Annotated in this window: 11 protein-coding genes; 1 reads left to right on the top strand and 10 read right to left on the bottom strand. The window is 70.8% G+C overall.

All coding sequences use genetic code 11. The features are described from left to right. Positions 1 to 40: 40 nt before the first annotated feature. Together EDF33_RS13590 and EDF33_RS13585 are read right to left on the bottom strand one after the other, a co-directional pair. The gene (locus tag EDF33_RS13590; RefSeq protein ID WP_111083940.1) at positions 41 to 439 is read right to left on the bottom strand and encodes a DUF779 domain-containing protein; all 399 of its coding nucleotides are present in this window, start codon (positions 437 to 439) and stop codon (positions 41 to 43) included. Next, entirely contained in the window at positions 439 to 1980 is a 1542-nt protein-coding gene (locus EDF33_RS13585; RefSeq protein ID WP_123294335.1) for an aldehyde dehydrogenase family protein, read from the bottom strand. Before EDF33_RS13585 ends, EDF33_RS13590 begins: the two co-directional genes overlap by 1 nt. A 211-nt stretch (positions 1981 to 2191) precedes the next feature. Between EDF33_RS13585 and EDF33_RS13580 the strand changes: the two genes are divergently transcribed. Then, entirely contained in the window at positions 2192 to 2731 is a 540-nt protein-coding gene (locus EDF33_RS13580; RefSeq protein WP_165918821.1) for a DUF308 domain-containing protein, read from the top strand. Positions 2732 to 2749: 18 nt separating this feature from the next. Here the strand turns inward: EDF33_RS13580 and EDF33_RS13575 are convergent, their stop codons facing one another. From EDF33_RS13575 to trpC, 8 genes are all read right to left on the bottom strand, one after another. Then, on the bottom strand, positions 2750 to 3844 hold the full coding sequence (locus tag EDF33_RS13575; protein WP_132100307.1) for a VIT1/CCC1 transporter family protein: 1095 nt from the start codon (positions 3842 to 3844) through the stop codon (positions 2750 to 2752). A gap of 482 nt (positions 3845 to 4326) precedes the next feature. Then, positions 4327 to 5772 carry a pyruvate kinase gene (gene pyk / locus EDF33_RS13570; protein WP_123294333.1) on the bottom strand — a complete coding sequence of 482 codons (1446 nt, stop codon included), beginning with the start codon at positions 5770 to 5772 and terminating at the stop codon, positions 4327 to 4329. A gap of 157 nt (positions 5773 to 5929) precedes the next feature. Next, complete coding sequence (locus EDF33_RS13565; RefSeq protein WP_131846522.1) at positions 5930 to 7387, bottom strand: glutamate synthase subunit beta; 1458 nt, start codon at positions 7385 to 7387, stop codon at positions 5930 to 5932. Positions 7388 to 7440: 53 nt separating this feature from the next. Next, complete coding sequence (gltB, locus tag EDF33_RS13560; RefSeq protein WP_132100438.1) at positions 7441 to 11958, bottom strand: glutamate synthase large subunit; 4518 nt, start codon at positions 11956 to 11958, stop codon at positions 7441 to 7443. A 202-nt stretch (positions 11959 to 12160) separates the two neighbouring features. Then, positions 12161 to 13159 carry a prolipoprotein diacylglyceryl transferase gene (gene lgt / locus EDF33_RS13555; RefSeq protein ID WP_132100306.1) on the bottom strand — a complete coding sequence of 333 codons (999 nt, stop codon included), beginning with the start codon at positions 13157 to 13159 and terminating at the stop codon, positions 12161 to 12163. A gap of 98 nt (positions 13160 to 13257) precedes the next feature. Beyond that, the gene (gene trpA, locus EDF33_RS13550) at positions 13258 to 14052 is read right to left on the bottom strand and encodes a tryptophan synthase subunit alpha (RefSeq protein WP_123294330.1); all 795 of its coding nucleotides are present in this window, start codon (positions 14050 to 14052) and stop codon (positions 13258 to 13260) included. Beyond that, a complete protein-coding gene (gene trpB / locus EDF33_RS13545) occupies positions 14049 to 15263 on the bottom strand; it encodes a tryptophan synthase subunit beta (protein ID WP_132100305.1) in 1215 nt (404 codons plus the stop codon). Before trpB ends, trpA begins: the two co-directional genes overlap by 4 nt. A gap of 64 nt (positions 15264 to 15327) precedes the next feature. Beyond that, positions 15328 to 16113, bottom strand: a complete 786-nt coding sequence (gene trpC, locus EDF33_RS13540) for an indole-3-glycerol phosphate synthase TrpC (protein WP_123294446.1) — start codon at positions 16111 to 16113, stop codon at positions 15328 to 15330. Between the last annotated feature and the right edge of the window lie 16 nt (positions 16114 to 16129).

Here is a 16129-nt window from a genome sequence, read left to right as displayed (position 1 = left end):
CGACCCCACCCGCCGCACCGTCGCGACGAGTACGGCCAGCCTACGTCCGGTGCGCGACCGGGACCAGGCCGAGATCCGCCAGCTCGGCGTCGTCGAACATCCGCGACCGGGTCAGGAACCGCTTGCCCTCGGGGCTCTCGACCGAGAACCCGCCGCCGCGACCGTCGACGACGTCGATCGTGAGGTGCGTGTACTTCCAGTACTCGAACTGCGACACCGACATGTACACCTCGACGGGGTCGATGCCGTCGACCTCGAGCGCCCCGAGCAGCACGTCGCCGGAACCGGTCCGGAACATGCCGACGGGGTAGCACATCGGGCTCGAGCCGTCGCAGCAGCCGCCCGACTGGTGGAACATCAGCGGGCCGTGCCGGGCGGCGAGGGTGCGCAGGAGCTCCCCCGCCGCCGGCGTGACCGCCACGCGTGCGGTGTCGGGCATCAGAAGAAGCCCATCGGACCATCGGCGTAGGACACGAGCAGGTTCTTCGTCTGCTGGTAGTGGTCGAGCATCATCTTGTGGTTCTCGCGCCCGATGCCGGACTGCTTGTACCCACCGAACGCCGCACCCGCCGGGTACTGGTGGTAGGTGTTCGACCACACCCGTCCGGCCTGGATGTCACGGCCGGCACGGTACAGCGTCGTGGCCTCGCGGCTCCACACCCCGGCACCGAGTCCGTAGAGGGTGTCGTTGGCCGTGGCGATCGCGTCGTCGTAGCCGCTGAAGGACGTCAACGCGAGGACCGGACCGAAGATCTCCTCCTGGAAGATCCGCATCGAGTTGACGCCCTCGAACACCGTCGGCGTGACGTAGTACCCGCCGGAGAGCTCCCCGCCGAGGTCCGCGCGCTCCCCGCCGGTGAGCAGCTTCGCGCCCTCCTGCTTGCCGATGTCGATGTAGCTCAGGATCTTCTCGAGCTGGTCGTTCGACGCCTGGGCGCCGATCATCGTGGACAGGTCGAGCGGGTGGCCCTGCTTGACGGCGCGCACCCGGTCGAGGCCGTCGGCGACGAACCCGTCGTAGATCTCCTTCGCCACGAGCGCCCGGGACGGACACGTGCAGACCTCGCCCTGGTTGAGGTTGAAGAAGGTGAAGCCCTCGAGCGCCTTGTCGTAGAACGAGTCCTTCTCGGCGGCGACGTCGGGGAAGAACACGTTCGGGCTCTTGCCGCCGAGCTCGAGCGTCACCGGGATGAGGCTCTGCGAGGCGTACTGCATGATCAGCCGACCGGTGGTGGTCTCGCCGGTGAACGCGATCTTCCGGATGTCCGGGTGCTGGGCGAGCGGTGCGCCGACCTCGATGCCGAAGCCGTTGACGACGTTGAGCACGCCGGCGGGCAGGAGGTCGCGGATGAGCTCGACGAGCACGTGGATCGACGCCGGGGTCTGCTCGGCGGGCTTCAGCACGACGCAGTTGCCCGCGGCCAGGGCCGGCGCGAGCTTCCACACCGCCATCAGGATCGGGAAGTTCCACGGGATGATCTGTCCGACGACGCCGAGCGGTTCGTGGAAGTGGTACGCCACGGTGTCGTGGTCGATCTCGCCGGCCGAACCCTCCTGCGCGCGGATCGCTCCGGCGAAGTAGCGGAAGTGGTCGATCGCGAGCGGGATGTCGGCGCCGAGGGTCTCGCGGATCGGCTTGCCGTTCTCCCACGTCTCGGCGACGGCGAGCATCTCGAGGTGCTCCTCCATGCGGTCGGCGATCTTGTTGAGGATGACCGCGCGCTCGGCGGCGCTCGTCCGCCCCCAGGTCGGGAACGCCTTCCAGCCCGCCGCCACCGCACGGTCGACGTCGGTGGAGTCACCGCGCGCGACCTCGGTGAAGACCTTGCCGGTGACGGGGGTGGGGTTCTCGAAGTACTGGCCGCTCGCCGACGGGACGTACTCGCCGCCGATGAAGTGGTCGTACCGCGATCGGTACTGCACGAGGGAGCCCGGTTCGCCGGGTGCGGCGTAGCTGGTGGGCGATGGTGCGATGGTCATGGTGGTGGCCTTTCGACGACACTGTCGGGGCACGCACGGTTCGCGTGCTGCTCGCACCGTACGACCACGGGGGTTGCATCCGGTTGCACGGGCTCACGCCCGCTCCTCCGAGGACCGCACGGGCTCACGCCCGCTCGACCGAGGACCGCACGGGCTCGCCGTCGGCCGGGTAGCGTTCGGGACTCCAGCGGTCCGATCAGGAGGAGTGTCCGTGGATTCTCGTGCCGTCCGCACGTTCCGGGTGTTCGTCGTCGTCACGGCGGTCGTCGCGATCGCCCTGGGGATCGTCGCCATCGTGTGGCCTCGGCCGTCGCTCGTCCTCGTGGCGCTGCTGTTCGGCGTCTACCTCGTCGTCGCCGGCGCCCTGCGGGTCGTGGCTGCGGCGCGCGGGCACGGGACGCCGACGGTGTGGCGGTGGACCTCCGGGATCGTCGGTGCGCTCGTCGCGGTCGCCGGACTCGTCGCGCTGCTCGACCCCGCGATCCCGCTGGTCGTCTACGCCGTGCTCGCCGGGGTCGGCTTCGTGATCGAGGGCATCGTGTCGATCGTGGCCGGCTTCGTCGGCCACCCCGGGTCGTCCCGGGTGCCGACGCTGGTGAGCGGCGTGCTGTCGATCCTCGGCGGCGTCGTCGTGCTCGTCGCGCCCGGCCTCGCGCTCACCGTGTTCATGGTCTTCGCCGGCATCGCCCTCATCGTCGTCGGTGCCGCGGCCCTGCTGCTGCTCCCGCCGCGAGCCGCCGTCCGCCGGTAGGCGGTGCCCCGTCCGCCGCTACGCGGTGCCCGTCCCGAACAGCAGCCCGAGCGCGTAGGTCACGACGGCGGCGCCGAACCCGATCGCCAGCTGCCGGAACGCCCGCTTGCCCGGCGACGCACCGCTCAGCACGCCGACGACCGCACCGGTGCCGAGCAGGGCGAGTCCGACGAGCGTGCCGGCGACCGCGATGGCCGCCCACCCCTGCATGCCGAACAGGAACGGCAGCACCGGGATGATCGCGCCCGACGCGAAGAACAGGAAGCTCGACACCGCGGCACTCAGGCCGTTGCCCACTGCCTCGTGGTCGTCGGTGACGGTGACCGGACCGGTCGACGGGTGTCGCTCACCGATCCCGGACAGCACGTGCGCTGCGTGCTCGGTCGCCTCGGCCTCGGACATCCCGCGGGCGCGGTACACCAAGGCCAGCTCGTTCGCGTCGACGTCGAGGTCCGCCACGGCGCGGCCGGCCTCGGGGTGCGGTGCAGATGCCTCGAGCAGTTCGCGCTGCGACCGGACCGACACGTACTCCCCCGCCCCCATCGACAAGGCGCCGGCGAGCAAGCCCGCGATGCCGCTCAGCAGGACGAAGTGCCGGTCGGCGCCCGAGGCGCTGATGCCGATGATGAGGGCCAGGTTCGACACGAGTCCGTCGTTGGCGCCGAAGACCGCCGCGCGGAACGTGCCCGACAACCGCATCCGACCGCGGTTCGCGAGCCCGCGCACCACCTCGCCGTGGATGCGCTCGTCAGCGGCCATGCTCGCGGTCGCGTCGTCGTCGTCGGCGTACGGCGAGCGGTCCTCGGCGCGCTGCATCAACGCGAGGACGAACACCGACCCGAACCGCTTCGCAAGTGTCGCGAGGACCCGGGTGCGCAGACTGCCCCGCTGCGGACGTCCGACGTCGTCACCGAGCAGGTCGAGCCAGTGCTGCTCGTGCCGTCCCTCGGCCTCGGCCAGCGCGGCCAGGATCTCGCGTTCCTCGCCGGTCCGCCGAGCGGCCAGGTTGCGGTAGACCGCGCCCTCGGCGCGTTCGTCGGCCAGGTAGCGGCGCCAGCGGCGGACGTCGGCGCGCGGCGTCGGGTGTTCGGTCTGGAGGCTCACAGCAGCCATCCTGCCGCCTGCGGCCGACCGGTGGTCGCCACCGGGGCCGTGGAGACGCGGCAGGGCGCGGACCGGAGGCGACGCGTGTTCGTGCGCCGTGCCTCCTGTCCGCGCCCTGCGGACGCCGTCGCGCCCCGGTGTGTGGGGGCGCGACGACCACGGCGGGGCGCCCCACGGGTACGTTGGCGGCGGGACGCGACAGGGCGCGGACCGGAGGCTGCGCGCACCACGTGCCCCGTGCCTTCCGTCCGCGCCCGGATGGGACGCGACGGGCGTCGGTGTCGGGCCGGGCTGTCGCGCCCCGCAGACGCCGTCGCGCCCCGGTGTGCGGGGGCGCGACGACCACGGCGGGGCGCAGCCGCGGCGCGTCCAGCGTCCGGCGTCCGGCGTCCGGCGTCCGGGCGGAACGCGGCAGGGCGCGGACCGGAGGCGACGCGTGTTCGTGCGCCGGGCCTCCTGTCCGCGCCCTGTCGGCGTCGGGATCCTGCGGATCAGTCCCGCACGTAGGCCGGAGCGGCCTCGGCGTGGGCGTCGCCCACCCGGTGCACGCGCAGGTCGTTCGTCGAGCCCTCGATCCCGGGAGGCGAACCGGCCGTCACGATGACGCGGTCGCCGGGGGCGGCCAGGCCGTTCTCGAGCAGGACGTCGTCCACCTGCGAGAAGAGCTCGTCGGTGTGGGTCTTGCGCTCGACCAGGAACGACCGGACGCCCCAGGTGAGCGCCATGCGGCGACGCGTGGCCTCGTTCGGGGTGAAGGCGATGATCGGCAGGCCGTGGCGCAGACGCGACATGCGGCGCGCCGAGTCGCCGGACTCGGTGAACACGCAGAGGTACGAGGCCTCGGTGAACTCCGCGATCTCGACCGCGGCGAGGGTGATCGCCCCGCCGAGGGTGCGCGGCTTCGTGCCGAGCGGCGCGATGCGCTCGAGGCCGTGGTCCTCGGTCGACTCGACGATGCGGGCCATCGTGCGGACGGTCTGCACCGGGTACTCGCCGACGCTGGTCTCGCCCGAGAGCATGACCGCGTCCGCACCGTCGAGGACGGCGTTCGCGACGTCGGAGGTCTCGGCGCGGGTCGGGATCGGCGACGAGATCATCGACTCGAGCATCTGGGTCGCGACGATGACCGGCTTCGCCATGCGGCGGGCGAGCTCGACGGCCCGCTTCTGCACGATCGGGACGGCCTCGAGCGGCAGCTCGACGCCGAGGTCACCGCGGGCGACCATGATGCTGTCGAAGGCGTCGATGATCTCCTCGAGCGCGTCGACGGCCTGCGGCTTCTCGATCTTCGCGATGACGGGGAGGCGCTTGCCCTCTTCGTCCATGATCTCGTGCGCGCGGACGACGTCCGAGGCGTTGCGGACGAACGAGAGCGCGATGAGGTCGGCGCCCTGGCGGATACCCCAGCGGAGGTCGGCCTCGTCCTTCTCGCTCAGCGCGGGGACGTTGACGGCGACGCCGGGCAGGTTGATGCCCTTGTTGTTCGACACGGTGCCGCCGACGACGACCTCGGTGCGGACACGGACGCCGTCGGTGTCGAGCACGCGCAGGCGGACCCGACCGTCGTCGATGAGCAGCGGGTCGCCGGGCTTGACGTCCTGGGGCAGGCCCTTGAACGTCGTGCCGCAGATCTCCTTGGAGCCGGGGACGTCCTCGGTCGTGATCGTGAACACGTCGCCGACCGCCAGGTCGTGCGGGCCGTCGGCGAACTTGGCCAGACGGATCTTCGGACCCTGCAGGTCGACGAGGATCGCGACCGGCTTGCCGAGCTCCTCGGCAGCGCGACGGACGTTCACGTAGTTGGCCTCGTGGACGCTGTAGTCACCGTGGCTGAGGTTGAGTCGGGCGACGTCGACGCCCGCTTCGATGATCTCCTTGACGGTCTCGTAGTCCGACGTTGCCGGTCCGAGCGTCGAAACGATCTTTGCGCGTCTCAATGGATTCCTTCGTGGTGGTGGGTGATGCTCTGGTTTCCGCGCTGTGGGGCCGCGCGGAACGAAGCGAGGCCACCAGCACCTTATCGAGTGCTGGTGGCCCCTCGCTCACCGGGGGGTGAGCATCTGGTGGTGGTTGGTCATGCGGCGATCCGTCATCTCAGACCGACATCGCGCGGTCGGTCGCCTTCACCGGCGCCGGCAGGATCGTCGAGCCCTCGAGGTACTCGTCGACCTTCGCCGCCGCGGCACGGCCCTCGGCGATCGCCCAGACGATCAGGGACTGCCCGCGGCCGGCGTCACCGGCGACGAACACGCCCGCCTCGTTCGTCGTGTAGTCGGCGCGGCGGTCGAGCGCACCGGACACCGTCGTCGGCAGACCGAGCTGCGGCTCGATCGTGTCGGATTCCGGACCCGTGAAGCCCATCGCGACGAGGACGAGGTCTGCGGGGATCTCACGCTCGGAGCCGGCCTTCGGCACGCGACGGCCGTCGAGGTACTCGGTCTCGGCGACCCGGAGCGCCCGGACCTCGCCGGCCTCGTTCGCCAGGAACTCGACGGTCGAGGCGAGGAAGTGCCGCTCGCCGCCCTCTTCGTGGGCGCTCGTCACCTCGAAGACGGTCGGGAACATCGGCCACGGCTGCTCGGACGGACGCTCCAGCGGCGGCTGCTTGCCGATCGCCAGGTTCGTCACGCTCAGGGCACCCTGCCGGTGCGCGGTCCCGATGCAGTCCGCACCGGTGTCACCGCCGCCGATCACGACGACGTGCTTGCCCTCGGCGGTCAGCTGGTTGTCGACCCGGGTGCCGGCGTTCGCCTTGTTCTGCTGGACCAGGTAGTCCATCGCGAAGTGCACGCCCTCGAGGTCGCGCCCCGGGATCGGCAGGTCGCGCGGCACCGTCGCGCCGGTGGCGACGACGACCGCGTCGTAGCGCGACTTCAGGTCGTCCCAGGTGATGTCGCGGCCGATCTCGACGCCCGCACGGAAGCGGGTGCCCTCGGCCTGCATCTGGGACAGGCGCGCGTCGATCTGGCGCTTCTCCATCTTGAAGTCCGGGATCCCGTAGCGGAGCAGCCCGCCGATGCGGTCGTCGCGCTCGTAGACGGCAACGGTGTGCCCGGCGCGGGTGAGCTGCTGCGCGGCGGCCAGCCCGGCGGGGCCGGAACCCACGACGGCGACGGTCTTGCCCGTCAGGCGCTCGGGCGGGTGCGGGGTGACCCAGCCGTTCTGGAACGCCTCGTCGATGATCGAGACCTCGACCTGCTTGATCGTGACGGGCGGCTGGTTGATGCCGAGCACGCACGAGGACTCGCACGGAGCGGGGCACAGCCGGCCCGTGAACTCCGGGAAGTTGTTCGTCGCGTGGAGCCGCTCGATCGCCTGACGGCCCTCACCGCGCCAGGTCAGGTCGTTCCACTCCGGGATCAGGTTGCCGAGGGGGCAGCCCTGGTGGCAGAACGGCACGCCGCAGTCCATGCAGCGGCCGGCCTGGCGCTTGAGGGCACCCGACTCCTGCTGCTCGTAGACCTCTTTCCAGTCCATGAGCCGGACGGGCACGGGGCGCCGTGCGGGCAGTTCGCGTTCCTGGACCTTGAGGAATCCCTTGGGGTCAGCCACCGGTCACCTCCGGGGTCGTGTCGGGCGCTGCCTGTTCCGGACGTGCGTGACGCTCAGCCACCGGTCACCTCCATGATTCTGTTCCAGACGACGTCGCCGTCGGGGTCGAGCCCCTCGTCGACGGCGCGCTGACGGGTCTCGAGCACCGCCGCGTAGTCACGCGGCAGCACCTTGACGAAGTCGCTCAGGTCGCCGGACTCGAGCAGGTCGGACGCGAGCGTCGAACCGGTCTCCTCGGCGTGCCGGATGAGCAGGTCGGTGACGATCTCGACGTCGGCGCTGTCGAGCGCCTCGAGTCGGAGTTCACCGGTCGCGAGGGCGTCGGTGTTGACGTGCTCCTCGCGCAGACCACGGACGTACGCGGTGCCGCCGGACATGCCGGCGCCGAGGTTCCGACCGGTCTCGCCCAGGATGAGCGCGAGCCCGCCCGTCATGTACTCGAGCGCGTGGTCCCCCACGCCCTCGACCACCGCGGTCGCCCCCGAGTTGCGCACCAGGAAGCGCTCGCCCACGATGCCGCGGATGAACATGCTGCCCTGGGTCGCGCCGTAGCCGATCACGTTGCCGGCGATGACGTTCTCCGCCGGGTCGAAGCCCGAGCCGGCGTCCGGCCGCACGATGATCTCGCCACCGGACAGGCCCTTGCCGACGTAGTCGTTGCTGTCGCCGATGAGGCGCAGGGTGATGCCGGCGGGCATGAACGCGCCGAGCGACTGTCCGGCGGAACCGCGCAGCGTGACGTCGATCGAGCCGCTCGGCAACCCGTGCTCGCCGTGCCGCTTGGTGACCTCGTGGCCGAGCATCGTGCCGACCGCGCGTTCGGTGTTGCGGATGGGCAGGTCGAGCGCGATCGAGCCACCGTGGTCGAGCACGTCGGCGGTCTGCTGGATCAGCCCCACGTCGAAGTGCTGCTCGAGCTCGTGGTCCTGCTCGCGCTGGTGGCGACGGGGCTCGGCGTCCTCGAAGTGCGGACCCGCGAGGACCGGTGCGAGGTCGAGCCCTGACGCCTTCCAGTGCTCGAGGGCACGGTCGACGTCGAGGGCGTCGGACCGGCCGATCGCCTCGTCGAGGGTGCGGAAGCCGAGCTCGGCGAGGAGCTCGCGCACTTCCTGCGCGATGAACTCGAAGAAGTTCACGACGAACTCGGGCTTGCCGGAGAAGCGCTTGCGGAGCTCGGGGTTCTGCGTCGCGACCCCCACCGGACAAGTGTCCAGGTGGCACACGCGCATCAGGATGCAGCCCTCGACGACGAGCGGAGCGGTGGCGAAGCCGTACTCCTCGGCGCCGAGCAGGGCTGCCACGACGACGTCGCGCCCGGTCTTCATCTGACCGTCGACCTGCACGACGACGCGGTCGCGCATGCCGTTCAGCATGAGCGTCTGCTGCGTCTCGGCGAGGCCGATCTCCCACGGGGTGCCGGCGTGCTTGAGCGAGTTGAGCGGGGACGCACCCGTGCCACCGTCGTGTCCGGACACGAGCACGACGTCGGCCAGGGCCTTCGTCACACCGGCCGCGACCGCGCCGATCCCGGACTGGCTCACGAGCTTCACGTGGACGCGTGCGGCCGGGTTGGCGCGCTTCACGTCGAAGATCAGCTGTTTGAGGTCCTCGATCGAGTAGATGTCGTGGTGCGGCGGCGGCGAGATGAGGCCGACGCCGGCGGTGGCGTGCCGGGTGCGGGCGACCCACGGGTACACCTTCTGCGGGGGCAGCTGGCCGCCCTCGCCGGGCTTCGCACCCTGCGCCATCTTCAGCTGGATGTCGGTGGCGTGGGTGAGGTACATGCTCGTCACGCCGAACCGCCCGGAGGCGACCTGCTTGATCGCGCTGCGGCGCTCGGGGTCGAGCAGCCGGTCGACGTCCTCGCCGCCCTCGCCCGTGTTCGAGCGACCACCGAGGCGGTTCATCGCGATCGCGAGCGTCTCGTGGGCTTCCTTCGAGATGGAGCCGTACGACATCGCGCCCGTGTTGAAGCGCTTGACGATCGACTCGATCGACTCGACCTCGTCGAGCGCGACGGGCTTCCGCGCCCCGTGCTTGAAGCGGAACAGCCCGCGCAGTGTCATGAGCTCCTCGGACTGGTCGTCCACGGCGCTCGAGTACTCACGGAAGATGTCGTACCGGCGGGCACGGGTGGCGTGCTGCAGCCGGAAGACGGTGTCCGGGTTGAACAGGTGCGGGGGGCCCTCGCGACGCCACTGGTACTCGCCGCCGGTCTGCAGCCGCTCGTGCGACAGGACCGCGCCGTCCTGCGGGTACGCCTGGGCGTGCCGCTCGGCGTTCTCCTTCGCGATGACGTCGATGTCGACCCCGCCGAGGATCGACGACGTGCCGGTGAAGTACTTGTCGACGAACTCCTGGCTGAGCCCCACGGCTTCGAACGCCTGGGCACCGGCGTAGCTCGAGACCGTCGAGATGCCCATCTTCGACATGATCTTCAGGACACCCTTGCCGAGTGCCTTGATCACGTTCTTGACGGCCTGCTCCGGGGTGATCCCGGTGATCATGCCGGCACGGACCAGGTTCTCGCAGGTCTCCATCGCGAGGTACGGGTTGATCGCCGACGCGCCGTACCCGATGAGCGACGCCACGTGGTGGACCTCGCGCACGTCGCCGGCCTCGACGATCAGGCCGACCTTCATGCGCTGCTCGGTGCGGATCAGGTGGTGGTGCACGGCGGCGAGCAGCAACAGGCTCGGCACGGGCGCCTGCTCGGCGTTGCCGTCGCGGTCCGACAGCACGATGAACTGCTTGCCCGACTCGATCGCGGCGTCGACCTCGTCGCACACGGCGGCGATGCGCTTCTGCATCGCCTTCTTGCCGGCGTCGACGCGGTACAGGCCCTTGATCGTGACCGTCAGGTGCCGCCCCGACTCCGTCTCGAAGTGCTGCACCTTGGCGAGCTGGTCGTTGTCGATCACCGGGAAGTCGAGCGTGATCTGCTTCGCGTGCTCGGGACCGGCCGACAGCAGGTTCCGCTCCGGACCGAGGCCCATGCCCATCGAGGTGATGACCTGCTCGCGGATCGAGTCGAGCGGCGGGTTCGTCACCTGGGCGAACTGCTGGGTGAAGTAGTCGAACAGCAGCCGGGGGCGCTGCGAGAGCACCGCGATCGGGGTGTCGGACCCCATCGCACCGAGGGGCTCCGCGCCCACCTGCGCCATCGGGCGGAGCAGGATGCGGACCTCTTCTTCGGTGTAGCCGAACGCACGCTGGCGGCGGGTGACCGACGCCGGGGTGTGCACGATGTGCTCGCGGTCGGGCAGGTCGTTGAGGTTGATGCGCCCCTCGTCGAGCCATTCGCCCCAGGGGCCGGAGGACGCCAGGCCCTGCTTGACCTCGTCGTCCTCGATGATGCGGCCGGCCTCGGTGTCCACCAGGAACATCCGGCCGGGGCGCAGACGGCCCTTGCGGACGACCTTCGCGGCGGGCACGTCGATGACACCGGTCTCCGACCCCATGACGATGAGCCCGTCGTCGGTGACGAGGAAGCGCCCGGGACGCAGCCCGTTGCGGTCGAGGGTCGCGCCGACGAGCGAGCCGTCGGTGAAGGTGATGGCGGCCGGACCGTCCCACGGCTCCATGAGCATCGAGTGGTACTCGTAGAACGCCCGCAGCTCCGGGTCCATCCCGACCTGGTTCTCCCAGGCCTCCGGCACCATCATCGACACCGCGTGCGGCAGCGTCCGGCCGGTCAGGGTCAGGAGCTCGAGCACCTCGTCGAACGACGCCGAGTCGCTCGCACCGGGGCTGACGATCGGCAGCAGCGGCGCGACGTCGCCGAGCAGTTCGCTCTCGAGCTGCGACTGGCGTGCGCGCATCCAGTTGCGGTTGCCGCGCACCGTGTTGATCTCACCGTTGTGCGCGATCGTCCGGAAGGGCTGCGCGAGCGGCCACGACGGGAACGTGTTGGTCGAGTAGCGCGAGTGCACGATCGCGAGCTTCGACGCGAAGCGCTCGTCGCTGAGGTCCGGGTAGAACGGCTCGAGCTGCAGCGTCGTGACCATGCCCTTGTAGACCATGGTGCGGCTCGACAGCGACATGAAGTACAGGTCGTTCGCGTGCTCGGCGCGCTTGCGCAGCCGGTAGGTCTGGCGGTCCAGGGCGATGCCGCTCCAGGACGCGCCGTGCACGTCGTGGCGCACCGAGGCGACGAACAGCTGCTCGAACGCCGGCATGGCCGCACGCGCCAGGGTGCCGAGCACCTCGGGGCGCACCGGGACCTCGCGCCAGCCGAGGACCTTGAGGCCCTCTTCGCGCGCCAGTCGTTCGACGGCGCCCTTGACGGCGTGCCGGTCGCCCTCGTCGGTCGGCAGGTAGGCCGTGCCGACCGCGTACTCCCCCGCCGCCGGCAGGTCGAACGGCACCACGGCGCGCAGGAACTCGTCCGGCACCTGGCACAGGATGCCCGCGCCGTCGCCCGTGCCGGCGTCCGAACCGACGGCACCGCGGTGCTCGAGGTTGCGGAGGGCACCGAGTGCAGCGTCGACGATGTCGTGGCCGGGCGTCCCGCGCAGCGTCGCGACCATCGCGAGACCGCAGGCGTCCTTCTCGTTCGCCGGGTCGTACATGCCGGTGGCGTCGGGGACCGCCGAGAACCGACGGTGCGGCGGCACGAGGGACTTCGGTGCCGAGGGCTGGAGTGGCTGGAGCGCCATGGGGGAACCGTCCTCACGAGGAAGTGGAACAGGGACAGCGGTGGCCCGGTGGTGCGTTCCGCCCAGACGGGCGGGACTGGTGCCCGTGCCCCGCTTGTGGCGGGGAGGAGTGCTCCTAGGCGCGGTCAGTGGGAGTCGTGACCGCTCCGGAGCCCTGGGCGACGAGGCGTTCGTCGTCGTCCTCGTGCTCCGAGAAGGTGTCGTCGGAGTCTACATCGGACTTCGGACGCGGCTCGCGACCGGTCAGGTACGGGCTCGGCTCCTTGCCGGTGTGCCGACGGGTCTGCACGATGAAGATGACGATCCCGAGCAGGATGGCCGCGAACGACATCCAGACGTTCGTGCGGATGCCCGCGAAGGTCTCGCTGGTGTCGACGCGGATCGACTCGAGGAAGGACCGGCCGACGCCGTACCAGATCAGGTACAGGGCGAGGACCTTGCCCCACTGGAGCGTGAACTTGCGGTCGAGCAGCAGGATGACGACGACGCCCAGGACGTTCCAGATGATCTCGTAGAGGAACGTCGGGTGGAACAGCGTGCCCTCGGGCAGGCCCTTCGGGAACGCGGCGTTCGTCGACTCGATCTGCAGGCCCCACGGCAGGCTGGTCGGCATGCCGAAGAGCTCGTGGTTGAAGTAGTTCCCGAGCCGACCGAACGCCTGTGCGAGCAGCACCCCGGGCACCACCGCATCGATGAACGACGTGAACCGCAGGCCGACCTGGCGGCAGCCGATCCAGGCGCCGACGGACCCGAGGATCAGGGCGCCGAAGATGGCGAGCCCGCCCTCCCAGATGTACAGGAAGGACAGCGGGTCGATGCCGGGGCCGAAGTAGTCCGACACGTGCGTGAACACGTGGAAGAGCCGGCCGCCGATGATGCCGGCGGGCACCGCCCAGATCGCGATGTCGATGATGATCCAACGCTCGACGCCGCGCGCGTTGAGGCGGCGGTTCGCGAGCAGGACCGCGGCGACGATCCCGAGCAGGATGCAGATCGCGTACGCGTGGATGCGGAAGTCGAGCGGCAGCGACCAACCGAACACGTCGCGCAGCCAGGCGGTCAGGTCGAAGTACTGCCAGGCGGTGCTCGGGCTCGGGATGCTCAGGAGGGGCATGGAGGAACGGTCGCCTTTCGGAACTGACGGGGCGCGGTGTCGACGTGTCGTCGGCCCCGCTCACTGTAGCGCGGGTCGTGGGCCCGCCAGGAACTGGACTAGGAGCGGCGGGCGCCGGTGGTGAGGTCGGCCGCGCGGTCGGCGACCCCCTGCACCCCGAGGTCGGCCAGTGCGCGGACGAACGCCGAGCCGACGATCGCGCCGTCGGCGTACTCCAGGACCTCGGCGACCTGCTCGGCCGTCGAGATGCCGAGGCCCACGCAGGTGCGCGCGACGCCGGCGTCACGGAGCCGCGACACCACGGTGCGTGCAGCGACGTCGACGCCGGCCCGTGCTCCGGTGACGCCCATCGTCGAGACGGCGTAGACGAACCCGCGGCTCGCCTGCACCGCCTGCTGCATCCGGGAGTCGGACGAGGACGGTGCCGCGAGGAACACGCGGTCCAGGCCGGTCCGCTCCGACGAGGCCATCCACTCGGCGGCTTCGTCCGGGATCAGGTCGGGCGTGATGAGGCCCGCGGCTCCGGCGGCGACGAGGTCGTCGGCGAAGCGGTCCACGCCGTAGCGGAGGACCGGGTTCCAGTACGTCATCACGAGCACCGGCACGTCGGCGCGCTCGGTGATCTGGTGCACGGCATCGAAGACCTGCGCGACCCGGAAGCCGTTGGCCAGGCTCTCCTCGGCCGCACGCTGGATGACCGGGCCGTCCATGACGGGGTCGGAGTACGGCAGGCCGAGCTCGATGACGTCCACGCCGTTCTCGGCGAGGGCGACGGCAGCGTCGACGCTGGTCTGCACGTCGGGGTACCCGGCGGGCAGGTAGCCGACGACGGCCCCGGCACGCTCGGCGTTGGCGGTGTCGATCGTCGTGGCGACGGTCTGGTTCGTGGTCACAGCTGCACCGCGTTCTCGTCGAGGATGCCGAAGTAGCGACTGGCGGACGCCACGTCCTTGTCACCACGGCCGGACAGGTTCACGAGCACGACCCCCTCGGGGCCGAGGTCCTTGCCGAGCTTCATCGCACCCGCGAGCGCGTGCGCCGACTCGATCGCCGGGATGATGCCCTCGGTCTGGCTGAGCAGCCGGAACGCCTCCATCGCCTCGGTGTCGGTGATCGGCGCGTACTGTGCGCGACCGATCGACGCCAGGTAGGCGTGCTCCGGCCCGACGCTCGGGTAGTCGAGCCCGGCGGAGATGCTGTGGCTCTCGATGGTCTGGCCGTCCTCGTCCTGCATCAGGTAGGACTTCGCGCCCTGCAGGACGCCCTCGCGACCGAGCGTGATGCTCGCAGCGTGCCGACCGGTCTCGACGCCGTCGCCACCGGCCTCGAAGCCGTGCAGCGCGACGGACTCGTCGTCGAGGAACGCCTCGAAGATGCCCATCGCGTTCGAGCCGCCACCGACGCACGCGGCGACGGCGTCGGGGAGACGCCCGACGCGGTCGAGGACCTGCTGGCGGGCCTCTTCACCGATCACCTTGTGGAACTCGCGCACCATCTCGGGGAACGGGTGCGGGCCGGCGACCGTGCCGAGCAGGTAGTGGGTCGAGTCGACGTTCGCCACCCAGTCACGCAGGGCCTCGTTGATGGCGTCCTTCAGCGTGCGCGACCCGGTCTCGACCGGGATCACCTCGGCGCCGAGCAGGCGCATCCGGGCGACGTTGAGCGCCTGCCGCTCGGTGTCGACGGCGCCCATGTACACGACGCAGTCCATGCCGAACAGCGCCGCGGCGGTCGCCGTGGCCACGCCGTGCTGGCCGGCACCGGTCTCCGCGATGAGGCGGGTCTTGCCGAGCCGACGGGCCACGAGCGCCTGACCGAGCACGTTGTTGATCTTGTGCGACCCGGTGTGGTTCAGGTCCTCGCGCTTCAGGATCACGCGGGCACCACCGGCGTGCTTCGCGAACCGCGGCACCTCGGTGATGATCGACGGACGACCGGTGTAGTCGCGCTGGAGCTCGTCGAGCTCGACACGGAAGGCCGGGTCCGCCCAGGCCGTGCGGAAGGCGGCCTCGAGCTCGTCGAGCGCGAGGACGAGCGACTCGGGGACGAAGCGTCCGCCGAAGTCACCGAAGTACGGGCCGTGCAGGTCGCGGAGTGAGGTCACGATGGGTCTTCCCGGGACGAGTCCGACGCGACCGGCGGTGCCGATGGTCGGACGGGTGGAACGTTCAGCCGCGGTCGGCGGCCTCGATGAACGACGCGAGGGTGGTGGCGGGGTCGGCACCCGTGACGAGCGCTTCCCCGACCAGGACGACGTCGGCACCCGCTGCGCGGTAGTGGGCGACGTCGGCGGGACCTGCGACGGCGGACTCGGCGACGCGCACGACCCCGTCGGGGATGCGGTCGGCGAGCGACCCGAACAGGTCGCGGTCGAGCGAGAAGTCGGTGAGGTCGCGCGCGTTGACGCCGAGGATCCGCGCACCGGCGTCGAGGCCACGGGAGACCTCGTCGGCGGAGTGCGCCTCGACCAGCACGCGCATGCCGAGTTCTTCGGCCAGCGTGTGGAGCTCGACCAGCTGCTGCTGCTCGAGCGCGGCCACGATGAGCAGCACGACGTCGGCGCCGGCGGCCCGGGCCTCGACGACCTGGTACGGGTCGGCGATGAAGTCCTTGCGCAGCACGGGGATGCCCACGCGGGCCTTGACGGCTTCGAGGTCGGCGAGGCTGCCGAGGAACTTGCGCCCCTCGGTCAGGACGCTGATCGTCGACGCACCACCGCGCTCGTAGTCGGCAGCGAGGGCGGCCGGGTCCTCGATGGGGGCCATCGAGCCACGGGACGGGCTGGCGCGCTTGACCTCGGCGAGGATCTTCACCCGGTCGCCCGGGGCGAGGAACGCGAGGGCGTCGAGCGGCGACGCCACCCGGTCGAGGTCGCGTTCGACGTCCGAGTACGGGCGGTCGACACGACGGGCGGCGGCGTCCTCGAGCGCGCCCGCGACGAGGGTCTCGAGCACGTTCGGCATGCGAGTC

It is taken from the genome of Curtobacterium sp. PhB146 (genome assembly GCF_004342995.1).
Classification (GTDB): domain Bacteria; phylum Actinomycetota; class Actinomycetes; order Actinomycetales; family Microbacteriaceae; genus Curtobacterium.
The sequence above is the reverse complement of the archived record's forward strand: the minus strand, read 5'-3'. Positions and strand labels throughout refer to the sequence as shown.